General features: G+C 64.4%; 11 protein-coding genes. 3 read left to right on the plus strand and 8 right to left on the minus strand.

The features are described from left to right. Positions 1–108 precede the first annotated feature (108 nt). From BcanWU425_RS01575 to sdhC, 6 genes are all read right to left on the minus strand, one after another. Positions 109–2064: an ABC transporter ATP-binding protein/permease gene (locus BcanWU425_RS01575; RefSeq protein ID WP_026233875.1), complete on the minus strand. Its 1956-nt coding sequence runs from the start codon at positions 2062–2064 to the stop codon at positions 109–111. A gap of 53 nt (positions 2065–2117) precedes the next feature. Further along, a complete protein-coding gene (locus BcanWU425_RS01580) occupies positions 2118–4289 on the minus strand; it encodes a hybrid sensor histidine kinase/response regulator (protein ID WP_204512881.1) in 2172 nt (723 codons plus the stop codon). 189 nt (positions 4290–4478) lie between these two features. Continuing rightward, a complete protein-coding gene (locus tag BcanWU425_RS01585) occupies positions 4479–5261 on the minus strand; it encodes a succinate dehydrogenase iron-sulfur subunit (protein WP_018459776.1) in 783 nt (260 codons plus the stop codon). Positions 5262–5303: 42 nt separating this feature from the next. Beyond that, complete coding sequence (sdhA, locus tag BcanWU425_RS01590; protein ID WP_018459777.1) at positions 5304–7139, minus strand: succinate dehydrogenase flavoprotein subunit; 1836 nt, start codon at positions 7137–7139, stop codon at positions 5304–5306. Positions 7140–7143: 4 nt separating this feature from the next. After that, positions 7144–7560 (minus strand): succinate dehydrogenase, hydrophobic membrane anchor protein, encoded by a 417-nt coding sequence (gene sdhD, locus BcanWU425_RS01595; protein ID WP_007598776.1) that lies wholly within the window; start codon positions 7558–7560, stop codon positions 7144–7146. Then, on the minus strand, positions 7557–7955 hold the full coding sequence (sdhC, locus tag BcanWU425_RS01600) for a succinate dehydrogenase, cytochrome b556 subunit (protein ID WP_018459778.1): 399 nt from the start codon (positions 7953–7955) through the stop codon (positions 7557–7559). Before sdhC ends, sdhD begins: the two co-directional genes overlap by 4 nt. 522 nt (positions 7956–8477) lie before the next feature. Here sdhC and BcanWU425_RS01605 point away from each other — a divergent pair. Continuing rightward, positions 8478–9338, plus strand: a complete 861-nt coding sequence (locus BcanWU425_RS01605) for a sulfite exporter TauE/SafE family protein (RefSeq protein ID WP_018459779.1) — start codon at positions 8478–8480, stop codon at positions 9336–9338. On the opposite strand, the gene BcanWU425_RS01610 is transcribed toward BcanWU425_RS01605, so the two are convergent. Together BcanWU425_RS01610 and BcanWU425_RS01615 are read right to left on the minus strand one after the other, a co-directional pair. Further along, positions 9335–9844 carry a hypothetical protein gene (locus tag BcanWU425_RS01610; protein ID WP_204512880.1) on the minus strand — a complete coding sequence of 170 codons (510 nt, stop codon included), beginning with the start codon at positions 9842–9844 and terminating at the stop codon, positions 9335–9337. The genes BcanWU425_RS01605 and BcanWU425_RS01610 overlap by 4 nt on opposite strands. A 28-nt stretch (positions 9845–9872) precedes the next feature. Then, complete coding sequence (locus BcanWU425_RS01615) at positions 9873–11402, minus strand: malonate--CoA ligase (RefSeq protein WP_018459781.1); 1530 nt, start codon at positions 11400–11402, stop codon at positions 9873–9875. A gap of 110 nt (positions 11403–11512) precedes the next feature. Here BcanWU425_RS01615 and BcanWU425_RS01620 point away from each other — a divergent pair, with 110 nt between their 5' ends. Beyond that, positions 11513–12274, plus strand: a complete 762-nt coding sequence (locus BcanWU425_RS01620) for an SDR family oxidoreductase (RefSeq protein ID WP_204512879.1) — start codon at positions 11513–11515, stop codon at positions 12272–12274. Positions 12275–12573: 299 nt separating this feature from the next. Then, complete coding sequence (locus BcanWU425_RS01625; RefSeq protein WP_204512878.1) at positions 12574–13128, plus strand: fasciclin domain-containing protein; 555 nt, start codon at positions 12574–12576, stop codon at positions 13126–13128. The last annotated feature ends 66 nt before the right edge of the window (positions 13129–13194 follow it).

A 13194-nucleotide genomic window follows, 5' to 3' on the forward strand; every position in this document is an offset into this window, starting at 1 on the left:
GCGGCGCATGCATAGCCGGTTTTGCCGGGGACTCCAACGCTCGATCCGGGCAACAATCTCTGGGTCGTCCCGGCCTTCGCCGGGACGACGAAGAAAAGAGACCGCCCCTCACGCCGCCTTTTTCGGCGCCTTGCGCTGGCGCAGGAAGCGGCCGAGCAGCTTGCGCTTGCCCTTGCGCGGGATCAGGTCGATATCGCTGACGAGTTTTGCGCCGCCCTTGCGGCGCTCCAGCACGATCTTGCGGCTGTGGAAGGCTTCCAGCTCGACACGATGCGCGACGCTGACGATGGTGGCCTTCGGCAGTTCGTCGGTGATCATCTTCATCATCTTGTCCTGGCTCTTCTCGTCGAGCGCCGAGGTCGCCTCGTCGAGCACGACGATATCCGGGTTGTGCAGCAACAACCGCGCGAAGGCGAGGCGCTGCTTCTCGCCGCCGGACAGCGTCTGGTCCCAGGGTGCTTCTTCCTCGATCTTCTCCTTGAGATGGTCGAGGCCGACCTTGTGCAGGGCCTCGCCGATCTCCTCGACCGTCCAGTCGTCTTCCGCGCCGGGATAGGCGACGGCACGACGCAAGGAGCCCGACGGCACGTAGGGTCGCTGTGGCAGCATGAACAGCCGCCGGTCGGGATGGAAATTGACGCTGCCGCCACCCCATGGCCAGAGCCCGGCGATGGCGCGCACCAGCGTGCTCTTGCCGGTGCCGGATTCGCCGGCCACCAGCAGCCGCTCGCCACGCTCGATCACCACCTCGGTCTCGCCGACCACGGCGGTGCCGTCATCGAGCGTGACGGAGAGATCCTTCAGCTCCAGCATGGCGTCATTGCTGGTCTCGCCGCGCTTGATGCGGCCGAAGCCGTCGCCCAGCTCGGCGCGCTCGAGGCCGTCGAGCGACATCATCAGCGAGGCGATGCGGCGAGCGCAGGCATTCCAGTCGGCGAGCCGCGGATAATTGTCGACCAACCAGCCGAACGCGCTCTGCACGATGGTGAAGGCGGAAGCCGCCTGCATCACCTGACCCAGCGTCATGCTGCCGTCGAGGAATTTCGGCGCGCACAGCAGAAGCGGCACGACCGGCGCAACGAGGCTCGATCCCTGCGACACCAGCGTGGTGCGCATGTGCTGACCCGCGAGCCGCGCCCATTGCCGCAGCACGTTGGTGAAATTGCGGTCGATGCCGTCGCGCTCCTCCTCCTCGCCGCCGAGCAGCGCGATGCTCTCGCCGTTCTCGCGCACGCGCGTCAGCGTGTAGCGGAAATCGGCCTCAGCCTGGTTCTTGTCCTCGGAGACCTGCACGAATTGGCGGCCGATCACCAGGATCGAGCCCGATGCGATTCCCGCATAGAGCATCGCGGCGATCACCAGGAAGCCGGGAATGGTCACCGACGATCCCGCAAGGGTGACGGTGAGCGCGCCGCCGATGGTCCAGAGCACGACGATGAAGGTCACGGCCGACAGCAGCGCGGACGTCACGCCGGCGAGAAAATCCACCGGAGAATCGGTCGCGACGCGCAGATCCTCCGCGATCCGGTATTCCGGATTCTTGTGGTCGCCGCTGACGAGATTGAGCTGGTAATAGCGGCCGTTGCCAAGCCAGCGCGTCAGCACGCTTGCCGTCAGCCACGCCCGCCAGCGCCGCTGGATGCCCATGCGCGCGAACACTTGTGCCACACCGAGCACGATGCTGCCGATCGCGAGCGGGAAGAATACCGCGGTGAGATGGAAGACGGTGGACGCCTCGCGCTTCTCGATCGCGTCGAAGATCGCCCGATTCCAGACATTGATGCCGTATTGGAAGCCGACGGTGAGGACGATCAGCAGGCCGAGGCCGACGGAGTAGAGCCACGCAAGCCGGTCGCCGTTGCCGCCCCAGAAGCCGCGCGCGCTGATCCAGAAGCGGGTGAGGAGATAGTCCTTGCGGGCCTGCTCGGCCTCTTCAGGCGACAGCTCCGGGTCGGGCTCGACCAGCTCGGGCGGCGGCGGAGCCACTTCCCCGCCGGTCTCGCCGATGATTTCGACGATGGGCGGCTTCTTGCCCGATTCGCGTTTTCTGACCGGCTTTTGCATGGCCGGATAACGCAAGCTAAATCAAAAGGTTCCCGTAGGTTCCGGGCGTCAGCTCACTCGGCGGCGCCGTCGCGCACCCTGCGCCGCGCGACCCGGTGCAGCACGCGCGATAGCTGATCGATCGCGTAGGGCTTCTGCACGAGCTCGAAATCGACCTTGCCGTCCTGGGACAGCGCCTCGCTGTAGCCGGTGGTCAGCACGACCGGCACGCCGATGCCGCGGTCGCGGACCGCCTGCGCGAGATCGAGCCCGGTCATGCCGGGCATCACGATGTCCGAGAAAACGACATCGAAGCGATCGGCATCCATGACCAGCTCGGCGAGTGCATCGGTTGCGTTGTCGATCAGCGTGACGCTGTAGCCGAGCTCGGTGAGGCCGTCGGCCGCGAAATTGGCGAGTTCGATATTGTCCTCGACCAGCAGCACCGACATGCCGCTGCCGGCCACGGCCGGGGCCGTATTCGGTGCCTGCCGCTGCGGCAGCAAATCCGGCGCCACGCGCGGCAGGTAGAGCGAGAAGGTGCTGCCGTGGCCGACCTCGCTGGTGACTGTCACCTCGCCGCCGGACTGCCGGGCAAAGCCGAACACCTGCGACAGGCCGAGACCGGTGCCGTGGCCGATCTGCTTGGTGGTGAAGAACGGTTCGAAGATGCGCTCGAGCCGCGTAGCCGGAATGCCGATGCCGGTGTCGCTGACGGCAATGCCGACGAAACCGTGTTTGCCAGCAAGGTCATGGCCGCCTGAAAGATCAGGGCTGCCCGAGACGGGAGCCCGCGTGTCCGCAATGGTCGCTGCGGCCTCGACGTTGAAGACGATCCTGCCCTTGCCGTGCATGGCATCGCGCGCATTGGTCGCCATGTTGATCAACGCCGTCTCGAACTGGCTTGCATCGGCATTGACGAGGCAGGGCTCGGCCGGCAGCCGCATCGCGATTTCGATCGCGGGTCCGAGCAGCGTCGCGAGCATGTCGTGCAGCGACTGCAACCGCGCGCCGACGTCGAACACCTCCGGCTTCAAGGTCTGGCGGCGCGCGAAGGCGAGCAGCTGCGATGTCAGCTTGGCTGCGCGCCCGACCGCGTCTGCGATGGCGGTGATGTAGCGCTGGCGCCGCTCCTCGCTCAGCTGCGGCCGGTTCAGCAGGTCAACGGAGGCGCGAATCACGGTCAGGAGGTTGTTGAAGTCGTGCGCGACGCCGCCGGTGAGCTGGCCGAGCGCCTCAAGGCGCTGGCTGTGCTTGAGCGCCTCCTCGGCTTCGCGCCGCGCGGCGGCCTCGGCCTGGAGATGCTGGGTGCGCCGGAACGCGAACGCCAGCAGCAGAAACAGCAGCGCGGTGGCGGGAATGCCGAACACCAGATGCTGGCCCATGGTGGCGAACCAGCGCGCGCGGATCGCCGAGGTCTCCAACCCCGCGCTGACATAGATCGGGTATTCGGCGATGCGTCGGTAGCCGATGCGGCGCTCGACCTCGTCCCATGGCCAGGCAATGGTGATGAGGCCATGCTCGGGGTGAGCTGCGATGCTGCGGCCGACCGGCCCGTTAGGATCGAGCCTGAGGTCGCGATCCAGCCGCGGAAGATGCGCCAGCACCACGCCGTCGGTGCGTCCCATGGCGAGGAAGCTGCCAGGGTCGGAGCCGATCCGGGCATAAAAGCTCTCGAAATATTCCGGGAGGACAGAGGCCTGGATCACGCCGATGAAGCTGCCGTCGTCGGAGCCGCGGCGGCGGCTGACCCCGAAGAAGCGCGCGCCCTGATAGGGCTGGCGCGGCGTCAGGGGAACACCGATGTAGCTGCCGATGGTCTGGTCGACATGGGCGGCAAAGTAGTCGCGGTCCGCAAAGCTCTGCGCCGGCGGCGGCGAGGCCAGGCTGTTGACCAGCGACTTTCCGTCCGCATCGAAGATCCATGCCGATTTGAGCTGCGGCAGCGAATCGGAGAGTTGCTTCAGGCGGCGGTGCAGGGCCGGCTCGCGCGAGCGGATGATGTCGTCGGGCATGCCGCGCACCACCTCGTTGATCTCGGCGAGGCTGCGGTCGATGGTCTCGAACACCTTGAGCGCATGCTCATGCGCGACATCGAGGGTGCGCTCGATCTCGCGGTCGGCGATATCTTTCGTCGAGGTGTAGGAGATCGAGGCGGCGATCGCGAACAGCGCAATCGGCAGCGCCAGGGACGCAGCCATCATCCACTGCAGCAATCTCAGCGAATTGCGTTGTGCGCCCTGCACGGTCGCTCCGGTCCCACGCCGGAGAGCTTACTTGAATTTCGCGCCGGGAAGGAAGCGGCTTGTGGCGGGAACCAGAGGTTGCAACCCGCCTGCTTGCGCGCGCAGGGGTGCAGGCAAAATCTACTCGAACACCTGCCCGTCGTAGAATGCCCCGGCCGTTCCGGCCGGGGATCGCAGCATGAATGACGCCTAGATCTGGCGCTCGACCATCTTGAGCTTGAGCTCGGCGATGGCTTCCGCCGGGTTGAGGCCCTTCGGGCAGGCCTTGGCGCAGTTCATGATGGTGTGGCAGCGATAGAGGCGGAACGGGTCCTCGAGATTGTCGAGCCGCTCGCCGGTCGCCTCATCCCGCGAATCCGATACCCAGCGGTTGGCCTGGAGCAGCGCGGCGGGACCGAGGTAGCGCTCGCTGTTCCACCAATAGCTCGGGCAAGAGGTCGAGCAGCAGGCGCAGAGGATGCATTCATAGAGGCCGTCGAGCTTCTCGCGGTCTTCGTGGCTCTGCTTCCATTCCTTCTGCGGCGTCGGCGAGGTCGTCTTTAGCCACGGCTCGACCGAAGCGTATTGTGCATAGAAATTGGTGAGGTCGGGGATGAGGTCCTTCACGACAGGCTGGTGCGGCAGCGGATTGATCTTCACCGCGCCGTCCTTCACGTCGTGCATCGAGCGGGTACAGGCCAGGGTGTTCTGGCCGTCGATGTTCATCGCGCAGGAGCCGCAGACGCCTTCGCGGCAGGAGCGGCGGAAGGTCAGCGACGGGTCGATGTTGTTCTTGATCCAGATCAGGCCGTCCAGCACCATCGGCCCGCAATCATGGGTGTCGACGTAATAGGTGTCGACGCTTGGAGTCTTGCCGTCGTCCGGATTCCAGCGATAGACGCGGAATTCACGGACCTCAGTCGCGCCCGCGGGCTTCGGCCAGGTCTTGCCGCCTGATATCTTGGAGTTCTTCGGAAGTGCGAATTCAACCATTTCGATAAAGCTTTCGCTGTTCGCTCAGTACACGCGCGCCGTTTAGTAAACGCGAGCTTTGGGCGGGATGTACTGGACGTCGTTGGTCATGGTGTAGTCGTGAACGGGGCGGTACTCGATCTTGACCTTGCCGGAATCTTCCAGCCAGGCCAGCGTGTGCTTCATCCAGTTCTTGTCGTCGCGCTCGGAGAAGTCCTCGCGGGCATGCGCGCCACGGCTCTCGGTGCGGTTGGCGGCCGAGTTCATCGTCACCACCGCCTGCGAGATCAGATTGTCGAATTCGAGCGTCTCGATCAGGTCGGAATTCCACACCAGCGAGCGGTCGGATACGGCGATGTCGATGATGCCGCTATGGACCTTCTCGATCAGGTTCTGGCCTTCGCTCAGGATGTCGCCGGTGCGGAACACCGCGCAATTGTTCTGCATCACGTGCTGCATGCCTTCGCGCAGCTTCGCGGTCGGCGTGCCGCCGGAGGCGTAGCGGTAGTGGTCGAGCCGGCCGAGCGCCAGGTCGGACGAATTCGCCGGCAATTCCGGCTGGCTGGCGTTCGGCGTGAGCTTCTCGGCGAGGCGCAGCGCCGCGGCGCGTCCGAACACGACGAGGTCGATCAGCGAGTTGGAGCCGAGGCGGTTGGCGCCGTGCACGGAGACGCAGGCGGCCTCGCCGATCGCCATCAGGCCGGGGATGATGGCGTTGTCGTCGCCGTCCTTCTTGGTCAGGACTTCGCCGTGATAGTTCGTCGGGATGCCGCCCATGTTGTAATGCACGGTCGGCACAATTGGGATCGGCTCGCGCGTCACGTCGACATTGGCGAAGATCTTTGCGGATTCCGAGATGCCCGGCAGGCGTTCGGCCAGCACCGCGGGATCGAGATGGTCGAGATGAAGGAAGATGTGGTCCTTCTTCTTGCCGACACCGCGACCTTCGCGAATCTCGATGGTCATCGCGCGCGAGACGACGTCACGCGAGGCCAGATCCTTGGCGGAGGGCGCATAGCGCTCCATGAAGCGCTCGCCCTCGGAGTTGACGAGATAGCCGCCTTCGCCGCGCGCGCCTTCGGTGACGAGACAGCCCGAACCGTAGATGCCGGTCGGGTGGAACTGCACGAACTCCATGTCCTGCATCGGCAGACCGGCGCGCAGCACCATGCCGCCGCCGTCGCCGGTGCAGGTGTGCGCCGAGGTGCAGGATGCATAGGCGCGGCCATAGCCGCCGGTGGCGAGGATCACGGTCTGGGCGCGGAAGCGGTGCAGCGTGCCGTCATCGAGCTTGAGCGCGATAACGCCGCGGCAGGTGCCCTGGTCGTCCATGATCAGGTCGATGGCAAAGAACTCGATGAAGAACTCGGCCGCGTGACGCAGCGACTGGCCGTACATCGTGTGCAGCATGGCGTGGCCGGTGCGGTCGGCGGCGGCGCAGGTGCGCTGCGCCTGGCCCTTGCCGTAGTCCATGGTCATGCCGCCGAACGGGCGCTGGTAGATCTTGCCGTCTTCGGTGCGCGAGAACGGCACGCCCCAATGCTCGAGCTCGTAGACCGCCTCGGGCGCGTTGCGCACCATGTATTCGATCGCGTCCTGGTCGCCCAGCCAGTCCGACCCCTTCACGGTGTCGTACATGTGCCAGCGCCAGTCGTCCTTGTGCATGTTGCCGAGGGACGCCGAGATGCCGCCCTGCGCCGCGACGGTGTGCGAGCGGGTCGGAAACACTTTGGTGATGCAGGCGGTACGAAGACCGGCTTCGCTGCAGCCGACCACGGCGCGCAGGCCTGCGCCGCCGGCGCCGACCACGACGACATCATAGGTGTGATCTTCGATCGGATAGGCTTTGCCGTTGGTGGCGGGAGCGCCGTTGCCCTTGCCATTGGTCTCTGTGGCCATGGGTTTAGACTCCGGAGGAAAGTTTCAGGATCGCGTAGGTCGAGGCGAGCGCCACGGCGAACGAGAAGAAGTTGTTGAGCATGATCGAGATGAGCTTCAGCTTCTCGTTATGGATGTAGTCCTCGATCACGACCTGCATGCCGATCTTCATGTGCCAGGCGCTGGCGAAGATGAAGAGCAGCAGGATCACCGCGATCGGCAGCGAGCCGAGAATCTGTGCGGCGCCGGCCTGGTTGCGGCCGAGCAGCATCATCACGATCACGATCACGGGGATCATCAGCAGCGTCATGGCGACGCCGGTGATGCGCTGGCGCCAGAAATCGGAGGTGCCCGAATGCGCCGCGCCGAGATTGCGCACGCGGCCGAGCGGGGTGCGCATGGAGGAGCCCTTCGGGGCGCCGTGGGATTCGTCGAAACTCATCGTCCGCCTCCGATCGCGTAGGCGATGATCCAAATGAGGACCGTGAGCACGATGCCGCCGATCAGGGCGCCCCAGGTCAACGCTTCGCGCTCATTGGCCTTGAAGCCGTAGCCGAGGTCCCAGACGAAATGCCGGATGCCGCTGAGCATGTGGTGCATCAGCGCCCAGGTGTAGCCGAACACGATCAGGCGGCCGATGATGCTGCCGGTGAAGGCTTGGACGTGGCTATAGGCGGCGGGGCCGGAGGCCGCCGCAATCAGCCACCAGGCCAGCAGCAGCGTTCCGGCGTAGAGGGCAATTCCGGTGGCGCGATGGACGATGGAAAGCGCCATCGTCAGGGTCCAGCGGTAGGTCTGAATGTGCGGCGAAAGCGGTCGTTCGATCCGTGCGGTCATGGGCTTCAATTGCTTTATTGCGGCCCAGCATGGGGCGCGCGGGGATCGCGAAAGGTCGGCTCTATTTACGGAGTCGATTTCACCTGCGCAATCACCAAATCGCCATAAACCGAACTTGAGTTCAGCTCTAGGCCCTTGATGTAACAAGGCCAATCGGAGACTTGGTATACCAGAGGGGTGGCGCACCGGCTAAAGATAGAATATAAATTCACCTCTTGTAATGAGACCCGAGACGCATTGAAATTACTATTGGAACGGCTCCAAGCCGCTGCGGGCCGGCCAGGGTTCGAGCCAGTCAGTTCATGACGTTCGAACCGGTAGGGATGGTCGGCAAGCAATCTCCAAGTTCCGCGAAGCGCGCCGATTTTTCGCGAGACGGGCGGATATGCGCAGTCCGCATCCCACCCCGGACCGGAGATGCGGCGGTCGACCCGACAAATCAGATCGCCTAGAGCATTGCGGGCAGCCGTTTCCGAGCGATGCATCGGAGAAGTTGCGACCCATCGCCGGGGCAGGTCAGGGGTGATTGCAGGACTTGATATCAAGGAGATCGCCGAACTCGCGCTGCTGCTGATCGCAACCGGCGCGCTCTCCGGATTTTTGGCCGGCGTGTTCGGCATCGGCGGCGGCGCGATTCTGGTGCCGGTGTTCTACGAGTGCTTCCGCATCGCCGGTGTGCCGCTCGAGGTGCGCATGCCGCTCTGCATCGGCACTTCGCTCGCTGTCATCATTCCGACCTCGATCCGTTCGTTCCAGGCGCACTACAGGCGCGGCGCCGTCGATCTTGCGATCCTCCGGGTCTGGTGGCTGCCGATCCTGATCGGCGTCGTCGCCGGCAGCGTGGTCGCGCGTTACGCGCCGGAGCGACTGTTCAAGATCGTGTTCGTCGCCGTCGCTTGGTCGGCCGCGGTACGGCTGATCTTCGCGCGCGAGAGCTGGAAGCTCGGCGATGATCTGCCGAAGGGCCCCTTGATGCGAATCTACGGCTTCTGCGTCGGCATTTTGTCGACGTTGATGGGCATCGGCGGTGGCCTCTTCTCGAACCTGCTGATGACGTTCTACGGCCGCCCGATCCACCAGGCAGTGGCGACATCGTCGGCGCTCGCGGTCTTGATCTCGATCCCCGGCGCGCTCGGCTACATCTATGCCGGTTGGCCTGCGGCGGTGAGCTACCCGGCCGTTGCAGCCCTGCAGGTCCCGTTCGCGCTCGGTTACGTCTCGCTGATCGGCGCGGTCCTGGTGATGCCAATGAGCCTTGTGACGGCACCGCTCGGTGTGAAGGCTGCGCATGCAATGTCGAAGCGGACGCTGGAAGTCGCGTTCGGGTGCTATCTGTTCATCGTCGGCAGCAGGTTTGTGATGAGCCTGGTGGGTGGGCACTAATTGACGGACCGGTCCTTCAATCTCACTTCGCTGTGGCCCCACATTTGAAGATTGCCTTGCGCCTCCAGGAGGTCGGCCTCAACCAACGCCTGAATGCGGGCCGCAAAGACCTCAAAATCGACGGGAGCCGCTAGCGCTTCTTCCTTTTCGACCCTCTCAACCGCGCAGTACAGGACCATTGCGAACTTCTGCCATCGCGACTTCATGACAGAGAAAATGACGCGATCCAAATCGGTCTCCAGCACAGAGGACGGAAGTGAAACGTCTTCCCACCGGAGTGTGCTGTCGATGGTGGCAGGCCGTCCCGGCGGTTCAAGATCCGGAAATCGCTTGTAGATCAATCGCAGAAGCTTGAATTGCAAATGGAAAACCGCCGTTACGAGCGGATCTGCAAACAGCTTTCGGCCGTCATCGCCAACATCGACGATCGCGGCCTCCGCTCGCCGGAATGCTGCGGCGGCATCGAGCAGGTGCTTGTGTATCTTCTTAGCTTGCTCTCGGTTCATGTCCCCCCAGCCCGGAGCAGTTGCGCCCCTATTTCTTCGCGTAAAGATCCTTGTACGTATCCCGCAGCACGTTCTTCTGCACCTTGCCCATGGTGTTGCGCGGCAGCTCGTCGACCACGAAGACCCGCTTGGGCATCTTGAACTTGGCCAGCCGGCCGTCGAGCGCCTTCAGCACCGCGGCCTCGGTCACATCGGCGCCCTTGTTGCAGACCAGCACCGCCGTGACGCCCTCGCCGAAATCAGCGTGGGGCACGCCGATCACGGCGGATTCGATCACGCCGGGCATGGCGTCGATCTCGCTCTCGATTTCCTTCGGGTAGACATTGAAGCCGCCGGAGATCACGAGATCCTTGCCGCGGCCGAGAATATGGACGTAACCCTTGGCGTCGATCTTGCCGAGGTCGCCGGTGATGAAGAAGCCGTCGTCGCGGAATTCCGCCTTGGTCTTCTCCGGCATGCGCCAATAGCCCTTGAACACGTTCGGGCCCTTGACCTCGATCATGCCGATTTCGTCACGGGGCAGCTCCTTGCCGGTCTCGGGATCGGTGACGCGTACGGACACGCCGGGGAGCGGAAAGCCGACCGCGCCGGGCACGCGCTCGCCGTCATAGGGATTCGACGTGTTCATGTTGGTCTCGGTCATGCCGTAGCGCTCGAGCACCGCGTGCCCCGTGCGCGCCGACCATTCGCGATGGGTTTCGGCGAGCAGCGGCGCCGAGCCCGAGACGAACAGCCGCATGTGCTTTGTGGTTTCGCGCGACAGCGCAGCGTTCTGGAGCAGACGGGTATAGAACGTCGGCACGCCCATCAGCACCGTGGCACGCGCCATCAGCTTGATGATCAAATCCGGGTCGAGCTTCGGCAGGAAGATCATCGATGCCCGCGCAAACAGCGTCACGTTGGTCGCCACGAACAGGCCGTGGGTGTGGTAGATCGGCAGTGCGTGGATCAGCACGTCCTTGTCGGTGAAGCGCCAGAAGCCGACGAGCGAGAGCGAGTTCGACGCCAGATTGTCGTGGGTCAACATCGCGCCCTTGGAGCGGCCGGTGGTGCCGGACGTGTAGAGGATCGCGGCGAGATCGTCGTTTGCGCGCGCCACCGTGGTGAATTCGCTGCTCGTCTTGTCGGCGGCGTCCGTCAGCGAGCCCTTGCCGTCAGGCCCGAGCGTCTCGACTTTGGCCTTCACCTTGGCGGCGATGGGGGCGAGGCCCTCCGCCTTGGCGGGATCGCAGACCACCAGCGAGGGCTCGGCATCGCCGATGAAGTAGTCGAGCTCGTTGAGCGTATAGGCGGTGTTGAGCGGCAGATAGACTGCGCCGGCCCGCACCGTGGCCAAATACAGCACGATGTTGGTCACGGACTTCTCGACCTGCACCGCAACGCGGTCGCCGGGCTTCACGCCGCGCGCGACCAGCACATTGGCCATCTGTCCGGCCCGGGCGATCAGATCACCATAGCTGATGCGGACCCCGTCATGCGTCTCGATCGCGAGGCGCTTCGGATCGTCGAGGCCGTCGAACAGGCGGGAAAACAGATTGGCGTTGGCAGCTTGGTTCATGCAAGATTTCCTCGACCGCAAGGCTTGACCGCAACGATCGTCAGAGGCCGGTCAAAACCGAGGGCTGGATTAGCAAAAACCGCCCCGATGAAGCAACGGAGACAGTTTGCATGACCAAAAACGGGAAACGCGTGGCCTGGGTGACAGGCGGGGGCAGCGGGATCGGGGAGGCCGGCGCCGAGGCGCTAGCGGCCGACGGCTGGACGGTGGTGGTCTCGGGCCGGCGCAAGGACGCCCTGGATACCGTAGTCGAGAAGATCACCGGGGCGGGCGGGGCCGCCGAGGCCGTCGCGCTGGACGTGTCGGTCGCCGCCGCGGCCCAGAAGGCGGCTGATCAAATCGTTGCGAAGCACGGCCGGATCGACCTGCTGGTGAACAATGCCGGCATCAATGTCCCTAAGCGGAGCTGGAAGGACATGGAACTGGCGGGCTGGGACCAGCTGGTCCAGGTCAATCTCAACGGCGTGCTCTATTGCATGCGCGCGGTGCTGCCGACGATGCGCAAGCAGCAGGACGGCTCCATCATCAACGTCTCGTCCTGGGCCGGCCGCCACGTCTCGAAAATGCCGGGCCCGGCCTACACCACGACCAAGCATGCGGTGCTGGCGCTGACGCATTCCTTCAACATGGACGAATGCGTCAACGGCTTGCGCGCCTGCTGCCTGATGCCGGGCGAGGTGGCGACCCCGATCCTGAAGCTGCGCCCGGTGGTACCGAGCGAGGAGGAGCAGGCCAGGATGCTGCAATCCGAAGATCTCGGCCGCACCATCGCGTTCATCGCGAGCATGCCGGCGCGGGTGTGCATCAATGAACTGCTGATCAGCCCGACGCATAATCGCGGGTTTATCCAGACGCCGCACAACAGGGATTGAGCGGCAGGTAGATCGTCGAGGCGCGTCATTGCGAGCGAAGCGAAGCAATCCAGCGGTGCATCCGCGGTGGCAGCCTGGATCGCTTCGTCGCTTCGCTCCTCGCAATGACGCCCCCCACGGAGAACCACGCACTTAGTTTCACCCATCACAAAGAAGTTTTGTTCGAAACCGCTTCGCAAACGCTCCCGTAGTTCGAGCCAACGACGGCGCGCTGCTTCACGCTCACAGGTCGCAGCCACTGTTGTTGCCCAACTCGAACGCCGGCAATCGCCGGTCACAATCCAATCGGGAGACCCTCCATGTCGAAGCGTATTGCCTATCTCGCTGCCGCCGCGTTCAGCACCCTGGCCATCACCGCGGCCGTCGTCGCGCCCGTCCGCGCCGAGGAAAAGACCGTCATGGTCGGCGGCGCCGCGATGTTCCCGTCCAAGAACATCGTCCAGAACGCGGTCAACTCGAAGGACCACACCACGCTGGTGGCGGCGGTGAAGGCGGCCGGCCTAGTGCCGACGCTGGAAGGCAAGGGTCCGTTCACGGTGTTCGCGCCGACCAACGCCGCCTTCGGCAAGCTGCCGGCCGGCACCGTCGACACTCTGGTGAAGCCCGAGAACAAGGCGACGCTGACCAAGATCCTCACCTACCATGTCGTGCCCGGCAAGCTCGAGGCGTCCGACCTCACCGACGGCAAGAAGATGAAGACCGCCGAAGGCGAGGAGCTGACGGTGAAGAAGCAGGACGGCAAGGTCTGGATCGTCGACGCCAAGGGCGGTACCTCGATGGTGACGATCTCCAACGTCAACCAGTCCAACGGTGTAATCCATGTGGTCGACACCGTGCTGATGCCGGCGACGTAAATACCGCGCCGTCCGGCTTCACCCCCGAACCGGATGCGACGAAATGGCGAGCCGGGGGCACCCGGC

The organism is Bradyrhizobium sp. WU425 (assembly GCF_021052305.1).
GTDB lineage: Bacteria > Pseudomonadota > Alphaproteobacteria > Rhizobiales > Xanthobacteraceae > Bradyrhizobium > Bradyrhizobium canariense_D.